The organism is Rothia mucilaginosa ATCC 25296 (assembly GCF_000175615.1).
In the GTDB taxonomy this organism is placed as follows: domain Bacteria; phylum Actinomycetota; class Actinomycetes; order Actinomycetales; family Micrococcaceae; genus Rothia; species Rothia mucilaginosa.
Map to the genome: position 1 here is coordinate 14,687 of NZ_ACVO01000015.1, position 18,499 is coordinate 33,185.

At 61.7% G+C, this 18,499-nt stretch carries 18 protein-coding genes; 13 read left to right on the forward strand and 5 right to left on the reverse strand.

The window, feature by feature from the left end; genetic code table 11:
• Positions 1-57: 57 nt before the first annotated feature.
• The gene (locus ROTMU0001_RS03580; protein ID WP_005508170.1) at positions 58-729 is read right to left on the reverse strand and encodes a uracil-DNA glycosylase; all 672 of its coding nucleotides are present in this window, start codon (positions 727-729) and stop codon (positions 58-60) included.
• Between the two features lie 139 nt (positions 730-868).
• On the opposite strand from ROTMU0001_RS03580, the gene ROTMU0001_RS03585 reads away from it, so the two are divergent.
• The 4 genes from ROTMU0001_RS03585 (at position 869) to rlmC (ending at position 5,771) form a co-directional block, all read left to right on the forward strand.
• On the forward strand, positions 869-1,156 hold the full coding sequence (locus tag ROTMU0001_RS03585) for a DUF3263 domain-containing protein (RefSeq protein ID WP_005508171.1): 288 nt from the start codon (positions 869-871) through the stop codon (positions 1,154-1,156).
• A gap of 272 nt (positions 1,157-1,428) precedes the next feature.
• Positions 1,429-2,019, forward strand: coding sequence for a LytR C-terminal domain-containing protein (locus ROTMU0001_RS03590; protein WP_005508172.1), 591 nt, complete (start codon positions 1,429-1,431; stop codon positions 2,017-2,019).
• A gap of 361 nt (positions 2,020-2,380) precedes the next feature.
• Positions 2,381-4,003: a chaperonin GroEL gene (gene groL / locus ROTMU0001_RS03595; protein WP_005508173.1), complete on the forward strand. Its 1,623-nt coding sequence runs from the start codon at positions 2,381-2,383 to the stop codon at positions 4,001-4,003.
• 634 nt (positions 4,004-4,637) lie between these two features.
• Positions 4,638-5,771: a 23S rRNA (uracil(747)-C(5))-methyltransferase RlmC gene (rlmC, locus tag ROTMU0001_RS03605; protein ID WP_005508174.1), complete on the forward strand. Its 1,134-nt coding sequence runs from the start codon at positions 4,638-4,640 to the stop codon at positions 5,769-5,771.
• Positions 5,772-5,871: 100 nt separating this feature from the next.
• Here the strand turns inward: rlmC and ROTMU0001_RS03610 are convergent, their stop codons facing one another.
• The gene (locus ROTMU0001_RS03610) at positions 5,872-6,384 is read right to left on the reverse strand and encodes a mycothiol transferase (RefSeq protein WP_005508175.1); all 513 of its coding nucleotides are present in this window, start codon (positions 6,382-6,384) and stop codon (positions 5,872-5,874) included.
• Positions 6,385-6,604: 220 nt separating this feature from the next.
• Here ROTMU0001_RS03610 and ROTMU0001_RS03615 point away from each other — a divergent pair, with 220 nt between their 5' ends.
• From ROTMU0001_RS03615 to ROTMU0001_RS03625, 3 genes are all read left to right on the forward strand, one after another.
• Positions 6,605-7,039, forward strand: a complete 435-nt coding sequence (locus tag ROTMU0001_RS03615) for an Rrf2 family transcriptional regulator (protein ID WP_044142300.1) — start codon at positions 6,605-6,607, stop codon at positions 7,037-7,039.
• A gap of 68 nt (positions 7,040-7,107) precedes the next feature.
• Positions 7,108-8,112, forward strand: coding sequence for an NADP-dependent oxidoreductase (locus tag ROTMU0001_RS03620; protein ID WP_005508177.1), 1,005 nt, complete (start codon positions 7,108-7,110; stop codon positions 8,110-8,112).
• Positions 8,113-8,139: 27 nt separating this feature from the next.
• Entirely contained in the window at positions 8,140-8,976 is an 837-nt protein-coding gene (locus tag ROTMU0001_RS03625) for an alpha/beta fold hydrolase (protein WP_005508178.1), read from the forward strand.
• A gap of 321 nt (positions 8,977-9,297) precedes the next feature.
• Here the strand turns inward: ROTMU0001_RS03625 and ROTMU0001_RS03630 are convergent, their stop codons facing one another.
• Complete coding sequence (locus tag ROTMU0001_RS03630) at positions 9,298-9,651, reverse strand: winged helix-turn-helix transcriptional regulator (protein ID WP_005508179.1); 354 nt, start codon at positions 9,649-9,651, stop codon at positions 9,298-9,300.
• 112 nt (positions 9,652-9,763) lie between these two features.
• Here ROTMU0001_RS03630 and ROTMU0001_RS03635 point away from each other — a divergent pair, with 112 nt between their 5' ends.
• The 5 genes from ROTMU0001_RS03635 to ROTMU0001_RS03655 all read left to right on the forward strand — a co-directional run bounded on the left by ROTMU0001_RS03635 (position 9,764) and on the right by ROTMU0001_RS03655 (position 14,958).
• Entirely contained in the window at positions 9,764-10,393 is a 630-nt protein-coding gene (locus ROTMU0001_RS03635; protein ID WP_005508180.1) for an NAD(P)-dependent oxidoreductase, read from the forward strand.
• Positions 10,394-10,609: 216 nt separating this feature from the next.
• Positions 10,610-12,019 (forward strand): FAD-dependent oxidoreductase, encoded by a 1,410-nt coding sequence (locus ROTMU0001_RS03640; protein ID WP_005508181.1) that lies wholly within the window; start codon positions 10,610-10,612, stop codon positions 12,017-12,019.
• Between the two features lie 306 nt (positions 12,020-12,325).
• On the forward strand, positions 12,326-13,027 hold the full coding sequence (locus ROTMU0001_RS03645) for an isochorismatase family protein (protein ID WP_005508182.1): 702 nt from the start codon (positions 12,326-12,328) through the stop codon (positions 13,025-13,027).
• Entirely contained in the window at positions 13,024-13,791 is a 768-nt protein-coding gene (locus tag ROTMU0001_RS03650; protein ID WP_005508183.1) for an SDR family oxidoreductase, read from the forward strand. The genes ROTMU0001_RS03645 and ROTMU0001_RS03650 overlap by 4 nt, the downstream gene beginning before the upstream one ends.
• 63 nt (positions 13,792-13,854) lie before the next feature.
• Positions 13,855-14,958 carry an isochorismate synthase gene (locus ROTMU0001_RS03655; RefSeq protein ID WP_005508184.1) on the forward strand — a complete coding sequence of 368 codons (1,104 nt, stop codon included), beginning with the start codon at positions 13,855-13,857 and terminating at the stop codon, positions 14,956-14,958.
• Between the two features lie 120 nt (positions 14,959-15,078).
• On the opposite strand, the gene ROTMU0001_RS03660 is transcribed toward ROTMU0001_RS03655, so the two are convergent.
• Complete coding sequence (locus ROTMU0001_RS03660) at positions 15,079-16,083, reverse strand: 4'-phosphopantetheinyl transferase family protein (RefSeq protein WP_005508185.1); 1,005 nt, start codon at positions 16,081-16,083, stop codon at positions 15,079-15,081.
• Positions 16,084-16,257: 174 nt separating this feature from the next.
• Between ROTMU0001_RS03660 and ROTMU0001_RS09260 the strand changes: the two genes are divergently transcribed.
• Entirely contained in the window at positions 16,258-17,685 is a 1,428-nt protein-coding gene (locus ROTMU0001_RS09260) for an RNase H family protein (protein ID WP_005508186.1), read from the forward strand.
• A gap of 218 nt (positions 17,686-17,903) precedes the next feature.
• On the opposite strand, the gene ROTMU0001_RS03670 is transcribed toward ROTMU0001_RS09260, so the two are convergent.
• On the reverse strand, positions 17,904-18,194 hold the full coding sequence (locus ROTMU0001_RS03670; protein WP_005504526.1) for a WXG100 family type VII secretion target: 291 nt from the start codon (positions 18,192-18,194) through the stop codon (positions 17,904-17,906).
• Between the last annotated feature and the right edge of the window lie 305 nt (positions 18,195-18,499).

Below are 18,499 nucleotides of genomic sequence, written 5' to 3' on the forward strand. Positions count from 1 at the left end.
TACCGCCCCTTCACTACGCCCAATGCGCCAGCTCTCATACTGGCTCATGTGCTGCGCCTAGCGGACCGTCCAATCCACCGGCTCAGCACCCTGCTGCACCAGCAGGGAATTTACGGTCGAAAACGGGCGCGAACCAAAGAAACCACGACGAGCAGATAGCGGCGAAGGATGCGCCGACTCCACGCTCGGGTACGGCTGCAACATGGGTGCGCACTTGCGCGCATCCGCACCCCACAGCAGACCCACCAGCGGCTGATTACGCGCCACCAGTGCACGGATGGCGCACTCGGTAATCTCCTCCCAACCCTTGCCGCGGTGCGAACCCGCATCAGACTCGCGCACCGTCAAAACCCTGTTGAGCAGCATGACGCCCTCATCAGCCCAACAGGACAGGTCGCCGTGATCAGCCGGGGCGATACCCAGATCGTCTTCAAGTTCCTTGTAAATATTGTTCAGCGAACGAGGTAGCGGCATACCGCGGTGCACCGAGAACGACAGACCCATCGCATTGCCCGGAGTAGGGTAGGGGTCCTGGCCAATAATGAGGACCTTCACCCCGCTCATCGGGCGGCGGAACGCATTGAAAATATCGGCGGCAGGCGGGAAAGTACGGTAGTCCGCCGCGTGCTCCTCACGCAGGAAAGCGCCCATGGCGTGAATCTGCTCTTCGACGGGGGCGAGTGCTGCCGCCCAATCCTCGCTCATAATGCTGCTGAGGGGCTGGTTCATAAATCTCCTCGGGCTGATGCGGCTCCGGCGGTCACGGTGCCGGGCGCGCTGCGGTTACTTCTCTTCTAGACTAGGGGATGACGAATACTTGCGGTAGGCGACGCCAACCGCGGCAGACGAGCTGCAGACAGGAGGGAACGTGTCAGAACAGGAACGAGCTGAAACCGCTGAGGCCCAGCCGGAAGCACAGAACCAGCCGGAGGTAGGGAGCCAACCCGATGGCCTGACCCCGGTGGAGCGCCGCATTCTTGAGGTGGAGCGCCGCCGCTTCAAGCACCAGGGTTCCAAAGAGAAGGCGATTATCGCCGCCGGATTCACCCCGATTGCCTACTACCAGCGCCTGAACGTGATGCTGGACGATGAGCGGGTACGCGCCGTAGCGCCGCAGATGATCGACGTTCTGCGCGTCCGCCGAGACGCTGACTAGGGGCTCAAACTGGGGGAGTCGTGCGAGCTTTCCAACTCCTGCTTTCAACCCCGCGCACCTCAAGTTCAGCTAGAGATTGAACACTGTGCGGTGCCCGTCTCTTTCACAGCCGGTTGCGGGGCGTTCACGTTGGTTCTCGCTAGTTGAGACGGTACTCTAGGTACTAGAACACCAAGACCGTACCTTCCGTAGCCGCGCGATGCGTCAGCCCATGCGCCAGGCAGGACGGTACGGTACCAGCCGGTAAACAGAGACCCGTGAAATGAGGATAAATGAGCTACCCCCGCGACGAATTTGACGAGGTAGACGAAAACACCGCCCGCCGCGGAACCTACCGCGCGGTCAATGCTGACCCGGCAAAGAGCCCCAAGGGTGCCATCCCCCTGGTAGCTGCAGGCGTAGTTGGTCTGCTCATCGGCGGCGCAATGTACGTGTACGCGCCGCGCACCGCCTCCCCGCAGTATTCGGCGTCCACCGCGAAGAGTAGCTCCGCCCCCGCAAGCGCCTCTGCGTCCTCTGCTCCGGCTAAGGCTTCCGCCTCGGCAAGTGCTACGAAGACCGGTCTGGCTGAGTCCATCTCTGTGGCGGTCTACAATGCGGCGGCTCCGGCGGGTAGTGCATCCCGTGCGGCGGCTCTGCTGACCGGCTACACCATCAACGAGACGGCAAACTACACGGGTGTGGCACCGGCAACCAGCGTGGTCTACTACGCTGAGGGCTACCAGTCGCAGGCACAGAGCATCGCCTCGAAGCTGGGCATTACTCAGGTGCGCCAGGCGACCGCCAACGTTGAGATGGGCAACCACGAGGTCATCGTGATTCTGTCGTCGGATTACACCGCCTCCGCTACTGCCGCGGAATAGGTTTAGGCGGTTGCTCGGGTGATTCTAAGCCCGCGCCAGCTGTTTCACCCATAACGACTTCTGCTCAACCCCACCCGTGCATTCCCACTGATGCACCGGTGGGGTTGATGCTTGTAACGCCCCTTTTGACGGGGTTGATGAGCGCAGATTAAGCACTGGGCGATTAACCCTTCAACCTTGGGCTTAAACGTTTGCTCCATGCCGGTGCGGGTGCCACAATTGATGTAGCGTTCGGGTGCTTTATGCCCTACTCTGCCCGCGCCTCCGTAACGGGGGCGCTGTGGAGGGGCAGCCACCCGATTTTAGATGTACCGCACCCGCAGGGGTGAAGGAAAAAATCCGATCGTCCAGGAGGACACTTATGGCAAAGCTCATTGCTTTTGACGAAGAGGCACGCCGCGGCCTTGAGCGCGGTTTGAACACCCTCGCCGATGCAGTGAAGGTGACCCTCGGCCCCCGCGGCCGCAACGTTGTGCTGGAGAAGGCGTGGGGCGCCCCCACCATCACCAACGACGGTGTCTCGATCGCGAAGGAAATCGAGCTGGAGGATCCGTACGAGAAGATTGGTGCGGAGCTCGTCAAGGAAGTTGCTAAGAAGACTGACGACATCGCAGGTGACGGTACCACCACCGCTACCGTTCTGGCTCAGGCACTGGTCCGCGAGGGCCTGCGCAACGTGGCTGCTGGCGCTGACCCGCTGAGCCTCAAGCGCGGCATTGAGAAGGCTGTTGAGGCTGTGACCGAGGCTCTGCTCTCCTCCGCGAAGGAAGTTGAGACCGAGGAAGAGATCGCTGCAACCGCGTCTATTTCCGCTGGCGATGCTGAGATCGGCAAGCTCATTGCTGAGGCAATGGAGAAGGTCGGCAAGGAAGGCGTCATCACCGTTGAGGACTCCAACACTTTCGGTCTGCACCTCGAACTGACTGAGGGTATGCGCTTCGACAAGGGCTTCCTGTCCGGTTACTTTGTGACCGACCCGGAGCGTCAGGAAGCAGTCCTGGAGGACCCCTACATCCTGGTTGTGAACCAGAAGATTTCGAACGTTAAGGACCTCGTCCCCGTCCTGGAGAAGGTCATGCAGTCCGGCAAGCCGCTGCTGATCGTTGCTGAGGACGTTGAGGGTGAGGCTCTGGCTCTGCTGGTGCTGAACAAGATGCGCGGCTCCATCAAGTCTGTTGCTGTGAAGGCTCCGGGCTTCGGTGACCGCCGTAAGGCTCAGATGGCCGATATCGCCATCCTGACCGGTGGCCAGGTCATTACCGAAGAGGTTGGCCTGTCCCTGGACGCAGCAACCCTGGACATGCTCGGTTCCGCTCGCAAGGTCGTTGTGACCAAGGACGAGACCACCATCATCGAGGGTGCAGGCGACGCAGCGGCTATCGAGGGTCGCGTGGCTCAGATTCGCGCAGAGATCGCTAACTCTGACTCTGACTACGACCGTGAGAAGCTGCAGGAGCGCCTGGCTAAGCTCGCCGGTGGCGTTGCTGTGCTGAAGGCTGGTGCCGCAACTGAGGTTGAGCTGAAGGAACGCAAGCACCGCATTGAGGATGCTGTGCGTAACGCTAAGGCTGCTGTTGAGGAGGGTATCGTCCCCGGTGGTGGCGTTGCTCTGATTCAGGCTGGCGTAAAGGTCTTCGACAAGCTGGAGCTGACCGGCGACGAGGCGACCGGCGCGAACATTGTGCGCGTGGCTATTGACGCACCGCTGAAGCAGATCGCTGCTAACGCTGGCCTGGAGCCGGGCGTTGTGGTTGACCGCGTTCGTTCCCTGCCTGCTGGTACCGGCCTGAACGCTGCGACCGGCGAGTACGAGGACCTGATGGCTGCTGGTATTGCTGACCCGGTGAAGGTGACCCGTTCGGCTCTGCAGAACGCTGCGTCTATTGCTGGTCTGTTCCTGACCACTGAGGCTGTTGTTGCGAACAAGCCGGAGCCCGCTGGTGCGCCCGCTCCCGGTGCGGACGGCATGGCAGGCATGATGTAGTAGAAATTTATCCCTGATGGGGTAAATTTCTACGGAATCCGTGGCACGCGAAGCGTGACACGGTGGTGACCTAACGCTGGTACCCAAACCGGCGCAGGTCCACGCATCCGTATGAGGCGGGGGCGGCTACCCATGAAGGGTGGCCGCCCCCGCTTTTTCTGTGCCGTTTGGGCGGTAACTCAAAGAGGCGTTTGCGAGGCGAGGAGGGGGCAAACGATATGCTGAGAACATGAGCTCTCACACTACGTCATCCCGTCATTTCTCGCAGACCCCGGACCGCGCCAATCGGAGCGTGAAGAGCATCGGATCGCGGGGCTCGATTCTGAGCATCGGGTCGGTGAACTCGTTCTGCAGTATTGGCTCCGTGAACTCGGCGTTTTCGATTGGCTCGGTATTCTCGCTTGGGTCCATCGGCTCTGTCTTTTCTGCCGGGGCCATTGCCTCGTGCCTGGGCTTTCTTGGGGTGCTGTCAGTCTTTTCGGGGCTCTCCGTGCTCTCGGTGGGGTCGTATCGGTCGGTGCTGCAGGTAAATCGTCGCCAGGGGACTCGGCCATCCGATTCTTCGCGTTCCTAAGCGCCCGCGCGTCATGGGCCGGCGGCGTGCTGGCTCGTGGAGGCGGTAGAATGGCTCCTTATGGAATGCGCCTATTTTCGTGATGACCTCTGCTCCTCCTGCCCCAGCATTGAGACCGCCTACACCGCGCAGGTGCAGGCGAAGCAGGAGCACGCCCGCGCCCTGCTTGCCGCCCACCCTCAGCTGCAGTGGCTGGACCCGGTGACCAGCGCGGAGGCGGGCTTCCGCAACAAGGCGAAGCTCGTGGTGGGCGGTTCGGCGAAGAACCCGACCCTCGGCATTGTGGATTACCGTACGGGCGCCTCCACTGATCTTGGCGAATGCCCGCTCTATATGGAGCCGATTCAGGCGGCTATTCCGGTGTTGCGTGAGCTGATTCAGCGCGCGGACCTGACCCCTTATGACATTCCGAATCGTCGCGGTGAGCTGAAGAATATTCTGGTGACTGCTTCGGCGGCGGGTGAGCTGATGGTACGTTTTGTGTTGCGTTCGAAGAAGCTGCTGGTGCCGATTCGCCGCCAGATGGACTGGCTGCAGGAGCAGCTGCCGAACCTGGCGGTGCTGTCGGTGAACCTGCTGCGTGAACCGGTGGCGCGCGTTGAGGGCGATGAGGAGATTATCCTTTCGGAGCGTCAGACCCTGCCGATGCAGGTGAACGACCTGACTCTGCATCTGCGTCCGCAGAGCTTCTTCCAGACGAACACGAAGGTTGCGGAGGCGATGTACGCGCAGGGCCGTGAGTGGGTGCGTGAGGTGGCTCCGCGCTCGCTGTGGGACCTGTACTGCGGCGTGGGTGGTTTTGCTCTGCATGCCGCTTCGGTGATGGACGGCGGTTCGGTGACGGGTATTGAGATTAGTGCGGAGGCGGTCGCTTCGGCGCAGCGCACGGTGGCTGAGTATGGGCTGGAGGGCGTGGGCTTTTCGGCTCAGGATGCTCCGGAGTTCGCGGTGTCTTCGGGCACGGTCCCGCAGATGCTGGTGGTGAACCCGCCGCGCCGCGGTATTGGTGAGAGCTTGTGCGCGTGGATTGAGGGTTCGGGTATTGACCGTGTGGTGTATTCGAGCTGTAATGCGGTGACTTTGGCGAAGGACCTGGAGCGCATGCCCTCGTATGCGCCGGTGCAGGGCCGCGTGTTGGACATGTTCCCGCATACGGACCACTACGAGGTCATGGTGCTGTTGCAGAGGCAGTAGCGGCTTTCATACATGTAGGCGGTGGCGTCTCGGACGGTCGTGTCCGAGGCGCCACCGCTTTTTCGTGCCTGCTGTTGGGGTGAGGTTTAGTTCTCCGCTCTTAACCCTGCGCGGCGAGAATACCCGCCGCGTACGCCGCCTGACCCACGTGCTGTACCGCGTCGTCAATCATGCTGACCAGGCGCACACCGCGAGTCACCGGCGGAGTCCACGAACGGTCAATAATCTCACTCAAATCAGCCTCGCTCAGCGTCTGCGCGTAGTCGGCGAGCGCCTCGCCGGTCGCCACAAGGTACTCCACCAGTAGCGCAGAATCTTCAACCACGATGGAGCGCGCCTGCTCGGCGGTGTGGCCGTAGCCCATGGTGTCGCCGAGTTCGCCCAGGTTGAAACGTTCCCTGAAGCCCTGAGCCTCCCAGACCTGCGGCTGACCGTTCAGCGCGGAGAGCTGCATGTCCATCTGTCGTCCGGCGTGCCAGAGCAGCCAGGCGATAGAGTTCGGGTGCCCGCCCGGGTGGGCGTTGAGCGCCTCGGGGGATAGCCCCTTGACGGCTACGGCGGCTTCGATACCGGGGCGGCTGGCGGCGTCACGCAGAATATCGTGGGTTTTCATGGAATCCTCCTGAATTTGCTGGCTTCTTGTAGGGAGCCGGGTAGTTTTAGTCTACGCCCGCGCGGACTGAGGGGTGGCTGTGGAAGAGGGGAGGGCGCTTTGTGTTTATGGCGTACATCCTAGAGATAAAACTTGACGGTGTAAGTTTTTACTGTCATAGTTGTACTTGTACCCGATACGGATACAACTAAGGTATGCGGCACACAACCCAGGAGGGGACATGGACACCAAATTCTCGGTAGCACTACACGTCCTAACGATGATCAGCGAAAGCGAAAAAACGCTCAGCTCCGAAGACCTCGCGCGTAGCGTCGGCACCAACGCCAGCTACATCCGCAAAATCATCACCCTCCTCAAAAAGGCAGACATCCTCAGCTCCCAGCGCGGCAAACCCGGCTACCAGCTCACCCGCCCGGTAGAGAACATTAGCCTCCTCGACATCTACCTTGCCGTCCAGGAAAGCCGCAGCATCAACCTCTTCCACACGCACCACAACGCGAACGAAGAATGCCCGGTCGGCGCCCACATCCTCCAGGCGGTCAACCCCATCTTCGAAGAAACCCAGCGGCACCTGGCTCAAGACCTCGCACAGCGAAGCCTGCGCAACGTCATCACGAACCTCTACACTGTGGCAGGAAAAACCCCTCCCGCATAACCGGCTCAAACACGGCTAAACCCGGCACCAGAACTTACCGAATAACACCACACCCGAAAGGACACCCCATGAAGGCAGCACAGATCGTTTCTTACAACAAGAACAACATCGCCCTCACCGTCACCGACGTACCCGCACCCCGCCCCGGCGCACAGCAGATACTCGTCAAGGTCAGCACCGCAGGTGTCAACCCCCTCGACAACATGATTTCTCGCGGTGAAGTCAAGCTCATCACCCCCTACGCACTGCCCCAGATCGCAGGCAACGAAATCGTCGGCCGCGTAGAAGCCCTCGGCGAAGGCGCCACCTCCTTCAAGGTCGGCGAGCGCGTCTTCGCCCGCCTGCCGCTGAACAGCATCGGCGCTTTCGCAGAATACGTAGCCGTGGATGCGGCCGCCCTGGCTCGCGTACCCGAATACCTCAGCGACGAAGAAGCGGCGGGCGTTCCCCTGACCGCCCTGACCGTCATGCAGGCATTCGACCTGATGGGCGCTCAGCCCGGCAAGACCATCTTCATCTCCGGCGGTACCGGTGGTGTGGGTGCCATGGCAATTCCCCTGGCAAAGGCTAAGGGCCTGACCGTCATCACTAACGGTAGCGCCTCCGGTAAGGAACGCGTGCTGGGTCTTGGCGCTGACCGCTTCATCGACTACAAGACCGAAAACTACGCTGAAACCCTCAGCGGTATCGACTACGTGCTCGACACCCTCGGCGGCGACGAGACTGAAAAGCAGATGAGCATCATGGCGCCCGGCGGTCAGCTCGTCTCCCTGCGCGGCATGCCCAACAAGGCATTCGCACAGCGCATGGGCATGCCCTTCTGGAAGCAGCTGCTCTTCGGCGCGGCAGGTCGCACCATGGACCGCAAGGCGCAGAAGTATGGCGTGACCTACCACTTCATCTTCGTTGAATCTAACGGTGCGCAGCTGCAGCAGGTTGCTGACATCTTCGCTGAGCGTCAGATTAAGCCCTCCATCGACACCGTCTTCCCCTTCGAAGACGTCAATGCCGCCCTGGACAAGGTCGCTAACGGCCGCTCCAACGGCAAGACCGTCATCTCCTTCACCGCATAAGCGCCTCACTCAACGAAAAGAAGAATCGTGTCTTACCTCGAAACTCCCACCCGCCACATCACCGTCAACAACCAGAAGATTGCCTACCGAGAGCTCGGCGAAGGCAACTCGGACATTCCGCTGGTCATGCTCGTGCACCTCGCCGCCACCATGGACGACTGGGACCCCAAGCTACTTGACCTGCTCGCTGAGCGCCAGCACCTGATTGTGATGGACCTGCCCGGCGTGGGTTCCAGCGAAGGCTCTGTTGCGACCACCATCCCCGGTATGGCTCACCAGGCAGCAGAAATTATTCAGGCCCTCGGCTATCAGAAGGTCAACCTGCTGGGCCTGTCCATGGGTGGCATGATCGCTCAGGAAGTTGTGCGCGCATACCCCGCCCTCGTCAACCGCCTGGTGCTGGTCGGTACCGGCCCGCGCGGTGGCGCTGGAATCGATGCCGTCACCGGAGCCACCTTCGGCTACATGGCGCGTGCAGCCCGCGAGAAGATCAGCCCCAAGCGCTACATCTTCTACACCCACGACGCACAGGGCGGCATTGAGGCGCAGCGCGTGCTGGACCGTATGGATGCCCGCACCGAGGCGCACCGCGGTGCCCCGATGAAGGTTGTCGGCTTCCTGCGTCAGCTGGTGGCTATCCGCCGCTGGGGCAAGCAGCCGCAGGACGATATGGCATACATTGCCCAGCCCACCCTCATCGTCAACGGTGAAACCGACATGATGGTGCCCAGCGTCAACTCCTACGATATGCACCGCAAGGTTGCCCAGAGCGAGCTGAAGATGTACCGCCGTTCCGGTCACGGTGCTCTCTTCCAGTACGCAGATGAGTTCGCTGAGGACCTGCTGAAGTTCCTGGAAAACTAGAGTCCCGGCCACTGACATGGGCGAATACGGCAAGTAATCCGCCAAAATATCACCCATAAAACCTACTTTGAGGCCCCTGCCGCGCCCCCTGCGGCGGGGCCTCACCTTATACCCCATCGCCTGAGCCTGCCCCAAAGAAAACCGGCACCCGGAAATAATACGCCTGCACCCTCGTTGAACTCTGCGAAGACATCATCATCTAAATTTCACAGGAGAATATTATGACCACCCCCGCTCAGCTGCACTTTGACATGGTCGTCATCGGCTTCGGCAAGGGCGGCAAGGCCAACCGGTGCAATAACGCTCACCGCCGCCGCTCTTTCACAACTGACTCTGCGCAACAACCTCATGGTAGTGCTCGCCCCACGCCCACAGCGCATCGAACAGGGTGCGCATGCTCTGCCCCAGCTCGGTCAGCTTATACTCCACGCGCGGCGGCACCTGCTCGTAAACGGTGCGGGTGAGGATTCCGCGAACCTCAAGCTGGCGTAGATTTTCGGTGAGCACCTTCTGCGAAATATCGCCAAGCGAGCGCTGAAGCTCCTTATACCGCAGGGGCCCGTTGAGCAGATTGCGCACAATCAGGGCACCCCAGCGAGTTGAAATAACCTCCAGAGTGGTTTCGACGGGGCACTGCGGCAATTCGGCATTTTGGTAAAGGTACTGGTCCGTCACAATGGTTTCCTCGGGGTAACTGGGGCACTTTAAAGTGCCGTCTTCACAGGTGTTTATCGCGTCGGTATCATTGAATACGTCCTAAGAATACAACGTTTATCGCGGAGGAAACATGAAAATCGCAGTCATCGGTGCAAACGGTAAAGCCGGTACTCTCGTCGTGCGCGAAGCCACCGAACGCGGGCATGAAGTTACCGCTATCATGCGGTCCGAACACCCCACCCAGGCGCAGCACGCACTCATTAAGGACGTTTTCGCGCTCACTCGCAACGACCTGTCGGGGTTCGATGCAGTGGTAGACGCCTTCGGCGCGTGGACTCCCGAGAGTCTGCACCTGCACAAGGACCACCTGGTCCATCTTGCAGAGGCGCTCAGCGGCACCCAAACTCGTCTGCTCGTTATCGGCAGCGCCGGTAGCCTCTACCCCGACTCGACCACGGATCAGCGGCTTGTAGACTCGCCCGCTATGCCCGAAGAATTCAAACCGCTGGCTACCGCGATGGCGCAGGCGTATGATGCGCTGCGCATCCGTGAGGATGTTGCCTGGACCTACCTGAGCCCGGCCCTGGTGTTTAACCCTGAGGGTGAGCGCACGGGTGAATACCAGCTGGCAGGCGATGTGCTGACGATGAATGCCGCCGGGCAGAGTGAAATTAGCTATGCGGATTTTGCGGTCGCCGTGCTTGACCTTATTGAGTCGGGGGAGCATCAGCGCGAGCGCGTAAGCGTGGTGTCGCGCTAGCTTACGCCCCTGCTGCTGGGTGTAAAAAGAGCCTTTATGTGAATATAGCGTTGGAAATCCCGCTTTATTCACATAAAGGCTCTTTTTAGGTTGCCTGGAAAAGGTAGGCACCCCCAGCGCAGCGTCAAGAAAAAATGTGGCGCGCGGGAATAATACTCATTTCTTCCCGTTGAACTCTGTGAAGACATCATCATCTAAATTTCACAGGAGAATATTATGACCACCCCCGCTCAGTTGCACTTTGATATGGTCGTCATCGGCTTCGGCAAGGGCGGCAAGACCCTCGCCGGCGCATACGCCAAGACCGGTAAGAACGTTGCCCTCATCGAACAGTCCACCGGTATGTACGGCGGCACCTGCATCAACATCGGTTGCGTACCCACCAAGGCGCTCGTGCACCGCGCCGATGAGTTCCGCGCCAGCGGCGAGCGCACCCTTGAAGAGGCAAACGCCGCCTACGAATCCGCCGTGGTTTTCCGTGATAAGCTGACCGGCATGATGCGCGCCAAGAACCGCGAGATCCTGCTGTCCAACGAGACCGCTAAGCTCATTGACGGTCACGCACGTTTCATCTCCGACACCGAGGTTGAGGTCACCGCGGGCGAGGACACCCTGCGCGTTACCGCCGACTACTTCATCGTCAACACCGGTGCCGTGTCGGTTATCCCGCCGATTGAGGGTATCCGCGAATCTGAGCGTGTGCTCACCTCCACCGAGCTGCAGAAGCTCACCCCGCGCCCCAAGCGTCTGGGCATTATCGGTGGCGGCCCCATCGGTGTTGAGTTCGCCGGTATTTTCTCCTCCTACGGTACCGAGGTGACCATTCTGGATGGCGCACCCGCCCTCTTCGGCCGCTACGACGAGGACGTTGCCCAGGTCGCCCGCGAGATTATCGCAGACCAGGACATTACCGCTCACACCGGCGTGCGCGTGCAGTCCTTCAAGGACGGCGCTGACTCGGTGACCGTGACCTACCTCGACTCCGAGGGCGCTACCCAGCAGCTGGAGGTGGACTACGTGATGGTTGCGACCGGCCGCAAGCCCGCCACCGAGTGTCTGGGTCTGGAGAACACCAGCATCGAAACCAACGACCGCGGCGCAATTGTCGTGGATGAGCACCTGCGCAGCACCGTGCCAAACATTTTCGCGCTCGGTGACGTGAACGGCGGCCCGCAGTTCACCTACATCTCCATGGATGACTACCGCGTGGTGCTTTCCCAGCTGGTCGGTGACGGTTCCCGCTCCACTAAGGACCGCAAGGCAGTGGCTTCGACCATTTACATGAACCCGCCGCTGTCTTCCGTGGGCCTGACCGAGCGTGAGGCAATCGAGGCTGGCCACAAGGTGAAGGTCGCTTCGAAGCCGGTTGCCGCGGTTGCCGCGATGCCGCGTGCGAAGACCCAGGAGAATCCGCGCGGCATCATGAAGTTCGTGATTGACGCGCAGACCGACCAGATTCTGGGTGCCCAGCTGCTGGTAATCGAGTCCATGGAGGTTATTAACCTTGTGGCTCTGGCGATGCGCCACGGCATTACTGCCTCGCAGCTGCGCGATGAGATTTACACTCACCCCTCGATCACTGAGGGTCTGAATGAGATTCTTGCCGTCGCGGTGCCCGTGAACTAGTTGAACTAGAATCGCGTCTGGATTCGCGGTTCATATAGCGTTTCTGCTTGTCCGAGTGCTTCCCTGCCCGTTCCGCCCGTTGTGCCATCAACGGAGGTGCGGGTGGGGAAGCATTTTTGTTAAGGCTCATATATACCTAGTAGCTAAGCATGCCCTAAGATGGTTATGAGATAAGCGCAAGCTCACCGGTTGGGTGGTCAGCGCGAGAGGGCTCGGAGGAGACACCCACTCGCTGCTACACCCGCCACAGTGCACCGCCTGCGCCGCGCATACAACCGAAAACCAAAGGCACGAACCGGGAGAATCATGGCACTGCCCAAAATTAAGCCCTACACCTACGTCGACCGTGAACACAGCAACCGCGTGAGCTGGCCCGTGGACCCCTCCCGCGCTGTACTGCTCGTGCACGACATGCAGGTACACTTCGTCCAGGCTTTCGAAGGCGCCAACCTGGGTGAGAGCAACGGCAACCCGGATGCCCAGATCAACATCGCCATTCGGAACCTGCGCCGCCTCATTGACGCCGCCCACGCCGCCGGAATCCCGGTCTACTACACCGCGCAGCCCCCGCGCCAGAACCCCGAAGACCGCCGCCTGCTCATCGACTTCTGGGGCGACGGCCTGCAGAACGACGAGTCCGCCCGCGTGCTTGACGAACTGGCACCCACCGACCGCGACACCGTGCTGACCAAGTGGCGCTACTCCGCGTTCGTGCGCAGCCCCTTCGAGGACCTGCTCAAGGAGTCCGGTCGCGACCAGCTCATTATCGGCGGCGTGTACGCGCACATTGGCTGCCTGACCACCGCCCTGGAGGCGTTCATGCGTGACATTCAGCCGTTTATGGTTGCGGATGCGCTCGCCGACTTCTCGGAGGAGGAGCACCACACGGCGTGCGAGTACGCTTCGGGTCGTTGCGCCCGCGTGCTGAACACCGCCGATGTGCTCGCAGACCTGCAGGCTGCAGAAGGTGCTGAGAAGGCTGAGACTGCTGAGGAGGCGCGCGCATGAGCTGGGTCATTGTGACCGGCGCGAACGGCGGTATTGGTGAGGCAACCGTCCAGCAGCTCATCAAGAACGGCTATTCGGTGTTTGCGGCTGACCTTGCAGAGCAGCCCATTGCCTCCTTCGGTACCTACGGGGACGCGATCTTCCGCTACCGCGCCGTAGACGTTACGAGCGAAGAGTCCGTCACCGCCCTCGCCAACGCTGTAGCGGCACTCGACGAACCCATCACCGGTGCGGTGCTCGCCGCGGGCATCGCCCACAGCCAGCCGCTACTGGAAACCAGCTTCGACACCTGGAAGCGCCTGCACGCGGTCAACTCCGACGGCGTGTTTCTGTGCCTGCGCGAATTCGCGCGCATCATGATTGACCAGCAGGAAACCGACCCGGCGAACAGCCGCTCCCTGGTGACGGTCGCCTCCAACGCGGCGCGTGTGCCCCGCGCGGAGTTTGGTGCCTACGGTGCGTCGAAGGCGTCGGCGGCGCGCGTGAGTTCCAGCTTCGGTCTGCAGCTTGCCGCGCACGGTATTCGCGTGAACTCGGTCTGCCCCGGCACCACCCGAACCCCCATGGTGACTGACGCCTGGGAGGGCGAGGACCGCTCCGCCCTGCCGGTTGCCGGTAACCCGCAAACGTTCCGTCTGGGCATTCCGCTGCGCCGTATTGCCGACCCGGCGGATATTGCGGCGGTCAACGCCTTCCTCATCTCGGAGGCGGCCCGCCACATCACCATGCAGGAGATTGTCGCCGACGGCGGCGCGACCCTCTAACGGCACCCCGCGTCCGGCGTTTAGATGCCCGGCGCGAACCCACACACCACTGATAGAAGTACGATGACGAACCTTCCCGACTTTATCTTTGCCACCGGCACCCGCGTTCTGCGCGCATCCGGTGCGATGACCCCTGTAACCTTCGATAATGCCCTGGACGAGGCGAAACGTGCCGGTAGCGCCGTCGTGGGTCTGATTCCTTTTGACCCCGATATGCCCGCCTACCTCTTCGTGCCTGAACGCCTGGAGGAGCAGCAGGTGCCGGTCCCCGAGCAGACCGTGGCGCTTGCCGAACCAGTATCGGTCACCGGCCGGCAGAACGACCGATTCCGTGCCGCCGTTGCGACCGCCGTGGAGCGCATGAAGGCGGGCGAGCTGAGCAAGATTGTGCTTTCGCGTGTGCTCACCGCCCGCTACGCACCCGGCGCCCTCAACCTGGAGGCGCTGTACAACAACCTGCGCGCCCAGCAGCGTTCCGCGTTTAACTTTGCGGTGCGCCTGCCCGACGGTGAGCGCGGCATGAACGGAAGCTACCTGATGGGTGCCTCCCCGGAGCTGGTGTTCCGCACCGAGGGCCGCGCCTTCAAGACCCACCCGCTTGCCGGTAGCGCCCCGCGCATTGCCGAGCCCGGTAGCGCCGAGGACGAGGCGATTCGTGACCGCCTGTTCGCCTCGCCGAAGGACCGCCACGAGCACGCCTACGTCATTAACGATATTGCCGAGCGCCTGGCACCCATCGCCGAGGAGCTGAACGTGCCGCAGGTGCCCTCGCTGCTACAGACCCCGCAGCTGTGGCACCTGGCGACCCCCATCGACGGTGTGCTGAAGGAGGGACTGACCTGCCTGGACGGTGCCCGCGCGATCCACCCGACCCCCGCGATTTGCGGTGCCCCCACCGAGAAAGCACTCGATTTGATTCGTCAGCTGGAGTCTTTCGAGCGCCGTTACTTTGGCGGTCTGGTCGGCTACATGGACGCCGAGGGTAACGGCGAGTGGGCGCTGGTGCTGCGCTGCGCCCAGGTCAGCCCGGACGAGGCGGTTCTGTACGCTGGCGCGGGTATTGTGGCTGAGTCTGACCCGGAGCTGGAGCACACGGAGACCGGCACGAAGCTCGGTAGCTTCGGCCGCGCCCTGGGCGTGGATACCCTGGGCGAAGATACCCCTTAGGCTCTGCCACGAACGCCTTGACGAGGCAGAATACAACGACTGAATACAACGACGGAACGCGCTCGCTGGCATGGCGGGCGCGCTCTGTCGTTGTATCAAGTGTTAGGAGATTGAGCGCGGCTAATCGGTGAGCAGGCGCTTGAGCTCCAGGGGAGTGGCCACGGGCAGAAGCTCGACCTCAACCTGCGCGGGATCGCCCTCGGCGGGGTTCTCAACGGCCAGGGCGATGAGCATCTTCTGCACGTGCTCGGGGTTCTCCGCGTCGGGGAGCGCCACGGGTACCCACTGCAGGCTAAAGCTTCGCTCGGCAGCCTCGCCACCCTGATTACCGCCCTGATTACCGACATGGGGCGCGCTAAAGGTCGCTTGGGCGGTCAAGCTGTCCTGAGTCAGTACGCGCAGGGCGGTCGGCTCGGGAGCGTCGCTACCCAGAAGGTCCCCCGGGACCTCTTCGTGCATGGCAAGTTCGAGCGCATCCAACAGGTCATCGGTGAGCTGCACCCGAACCAGGGACGGCACCACGCTCAGGCCGTGGCCGGTCGCTTTGAGCACCGCCTCCTTAGCAGTCCACAGCGCCACCGAGAGCAAGTGCAGTACGGGCGCGGGGCGTTCTTGCGCCACCCGCTCATAGAATGTACGTTCTTCATCGGAGAGCGCCAGACGCGCAAAACCGGAGAACAGACGCGCATCCAGGGTTTCAACATCCACGCCGAGCACCGCCGAGGAATTACGACTAAACGCACCCACCACCAGCGGATTCACCTGCGACATATTGAAATTTACGCCCGCAATGCGCGGCTTGCCGTGCTTCTTACCGCTGGTGCACAGGGTGCAGGAACGATCCACCTCAATCTCAGAAGCGGCACTGGACGGCACATCCAGACGCGCCGCCGCCATGGCACGCATGAGCGCCTGAGTGCTCAGGTAGCTGACCGCCGCCGTGGAGGTCGGCAACTGCGCCGCATGCTGCTGCTCAGCAAGCCCCAGGTAGCTCAACCAGCTAAAACGCAGGGAACCGTACATCGTGCGGGTGGGAAGAGCGAAAATCTGCACGCACTCGCTCGGACGGGCGGTAGGGTGCTCCGGGCGCTGTGCGCTGGGTGTTTCGGGGGCAGAATAGCTCATAGGTTTAGTGTACCCGCCCGGCATTACGGCAATTCGCGTTGCGAGGCTGCTTGAGGTTGTCCACAGCTGCGACCGCGCGCTACGCACCCTCGCCGCCGGTGCGGTAAAGTCATCACAGACATCATTACGGACTGCCGCCCGCACGATAGAGCGGCGGCGCAGAAAGAAGGTACCGTGAACAGCACGCAAGAGATCATTGCCGCCGCAGACGGCTCGGCGCTGGGCAACCCCGGACCGGCGGGCTGGGCATGGTATATCGACGACGACCACTGGGCGAGCGGCGGCTGGGCGCACGGCACCAACAACATGGGCGAGCTCAAGGCTGTCCTGGACCTGTTCGAGGCGACCGCATCCCGCCCGGAGGCGAAGCTGCGCGTGTACTGCGATAGCCAGTACGTCATTAACTCGCTGACCAAGTGGATGCCCGGCTGGAAGAAGAAGGGCTGGAAGAAGTCTGACGGCAAGCCCGTGCTCAACCGCGACCTTCTGGAGGCGCTGGATCAGGCGCTGACCGGCCGCGACTACGAGTTTATTTGGGTGAAGGGCCACGCGGGTCACGAGCTCAACGAGAAGGCGGACTCCCTGGCGAATGGTGCTGCGCGCGCCTATCAGGAGGGTCGTGAACCCGCGCACGGCCCCGGCTTCGGCGCGTCTGCTGAACCCGCTACTGTGGCTGTGGAGACCCCGGTAGCTGAAGCCCCGATTGTGAACGCTCCGGTTGCAGAACCTGCACTCTCTGACGTTGCCCTCTCTGAGGTTGCGTTCTCTGAGCCGGAGCCCTCCGAGTCTTCCGCGGACGCCCACCTGCCCGTACAGGAATTCACCGCAGCCGAGATTGAGAACGCCCAGCGCGGCGTGGAGAGCCTGCGCCTGTCCGGTCTGCTGCGCCCCGCCTCCGCAGTGAACGCCCCCGACCCGGAGGCAGTTCGCACCCGCAAGGAACAGCTGGCGCTCGCGGCAGAGCGTGCCGCTGAGCGTGACGCAAAGGTGCTGGCTCGCCAGCAGGAGACCGCTCAACAGGCATCCAACGCCGCGCAGGCGGAAGAAGGGGATGACCTGACCGGTCTGGAAGAGTTCGCCGGCATGGATCCGAACGATGTTGACCCGGCGGAACTGCTGGGTGAGACCGAAGGACATGCAGAAGAGCAGGCGGTAGAGCCTGCCGCGGCGCCCATTCAGGATGCTCCCGCTCAGCCTGCTCCTTCCCAGCCCGCTGAGCCCGCACCGTCTGCTCCTGCGGCACCCGCGGCACCCGCTCTGAACCCCGAGGAAGCCGCCACCGCAGAACAACTACTCGAAAGCCGCGGCTCCGTCATGGAGGCGCCGCAGCTGGAGTCCATGTTGCACGAGCGTCTGGTGTGGGTGACCGCCACCGGTAAGTCGGTGTCCCGCTCCTCGGTGCTGCAGTACCGTGAACGCGCCTTCGCTCAGCAGGGTGCCCCGCTCAAGCAGGGTGTGCAGGTGCTGGATTCTTCCAGCGTGCTGGTTATGGCGGCGGTTGCGACCGCGCGTGGTCGCGTGAGCCGTTCGAGCATCTGGCATTACGATGCTGAGCGCGGCCTGTGGCGTCTGCGTTTCCGTCAGGAGACCCCTGCTTCCTAAAGCCCAGCTCCTAAGGAATGGGCTCTTGGGCGCAAAGATTTCCGTGCAATAAAACCCCGCCGCATCCTCACTTTCGAGGATGCGGCGGGGTTTTCTCAATAGATATTCGCCGCCTTCTGGCGAATCTGGCAGGCGGTGTGCCGTGCGGCCGGGACCTTTTAGCTGTCCGGTCTGCCACCTGCCTGCGGGTGGGGTTTTGGGCTTGCCGCCCTGACCCCTTAGCCGACGAACATGGAGGCGTTAGCCTGCTCGGTGTCTGCGTAGTTTACGCCTGCGCGGGTGAGTGCCTCGTTGATCTGGGTGATGGATGCTTCGACCTGGCGCTGGGTTGCGTGCCACTGGTCCAGTACGCCCTGGAAGTTGGCGGATGCGGAGCCGGTCCAGGAGCTCTGCAAATCGTGCAGGGATGCGGTCATGCCGTTGACGTCTGCGGTGATGGATGCGACGTAGGATCGTGCCTGTGCGCTCTTGGCTGCGATGACTTCGGAATCGACATTGAACTGTGCCATGGTTTTTCTCCTTTGAGATATGTGAGATAGGTGGGGCGGTTGCCCCGTGGTGGCGCTTGGGGTTTGGATCTCTGGAAGGGTTGAGTTCCTGACCGGAAGCTTGTTATCACTATATCTTTCAAAATGCATCAAATGAGCTGAAAAATGATTATTAAATAAATCTGTGGATAAACCCGCCAGATTCACTCCAGAATCTCGAAAAAATCGAAAACCTTCCCGAAAATGACGCCGCCATGACGCGCGCTCGGCTACTCCCGCTGTTCTTTAGCCGCGCCGCTCCTTCTTACTCGTGCTCTCCTCACTCG

What these genes read in the sequence shown, in the direction of transcription:
- ROTMU0001_RS03580 (WP_005508170.1), bottom strand. Translation starts at nt 729, where the DNA reads ATGAACCAGCCCCTCAGCAGCATTATGAGCGAGGATTGGGCGGCAGCA.
- ROTMU0001_RS03590 (WP_005508172.1), top strand. Translation starts at nt 1,429, where the DNA reads ATGAGCTACCCCCGCGACGAATTTGACGAGGTAGACGAAAACACCGCC.
- groL (WP_005508173.1), top strand. Translation starts at nt 2,381, where the DNA reads ATGGCAAAGCTCATTGCTTTTGACGAAGAGGCACGCCGCGGCCTTGAG.
- rlmC (WP_005508174.1), top strand. Translation starts at nt 4,638, where the DNA reads ATGGAATGCGCCTATTTTCGTGATGACCTCTGCTCCTCCTGCCCCAGC.
- ROTMU0001_RS03610 (WP_005508175.1), bottom strand. Translation starts at nt 6,384, where the DNA reads ATGAAAACCCACGATATTCTGCGTGACGCCGCCAGCCGCCCCGGTATC.
- ROTMU0001_RS03615 (WP_044142300.1), top strand. Translation starts at nt 6,605, where the DNA reads ATGGACACCAAATTCTCGGTAGCACTACACGTCCTAACGATGATCAGC.
- ROTMU0001_RS03620 (WP_005508177.1), top strand. Translation starts at nt 7,108, where the DNA reads ATGAAGGCAGCACAGATCGTTTCTTACAACAAGAACAACATCGCCCTC.
- ROTMU0001_RS03635 (WP_005508180.1), top strand. Translation starts at nt 9,764, where the DNA reads ATGAAAATCGCAGTCATCGGTGCAAACGGTAAAGCCGGTACTCTCGTC.
- ROTMU0001_RS03640 (WP_005508181.1), top strand. Translation starts at nt 10,610, where the DNA reads ATGACCACCCCCGCTCAGTTGCACTTTGATATGGTCGTCATCGGCTTC.
- ROTMU0001_RS03645 (WP_005508182.1), top strand. Translation starts at nt 12,326, where the DNA reads ATGGCACTGCCCAAAATTAAGCCCTACACCTACGTCGACCGTGAACAC.
- ROTMU0001_RS03650 (WP_005508183.1), top strand. Translation starts at nt 13,024, where the DNA reads ATGAGCTGGGTCATTGTGACCGGCGCGAACGGCGGTATTGGTGAGGCA.
- ROTMU0001_RS03655 (WP_005508184.1), top strand. Translation starts at nt 13,855, where the DNA reads ATGACGAACCTTCCCGACTTTATCTTTGCCACCGGCACCCGCGTTCTG.
- ROTMU0001_RS03660 (WP_005508185.1), bottom strand. Translation starts at nt 16,083, where the DNA reads ATGAGCTATTCTGCCCCCGAAACACCCAGCGCACAGCGCCCGGAGCAC.
- ROTMU0001_RS03670 (WP_005504526.1), bottom strand. Translation starts at nt 18,194, where the DNA reads ATGGCACAGTTCAATGTCGATTCCGAAGTCATCGCAGCCAAGAGCGCA.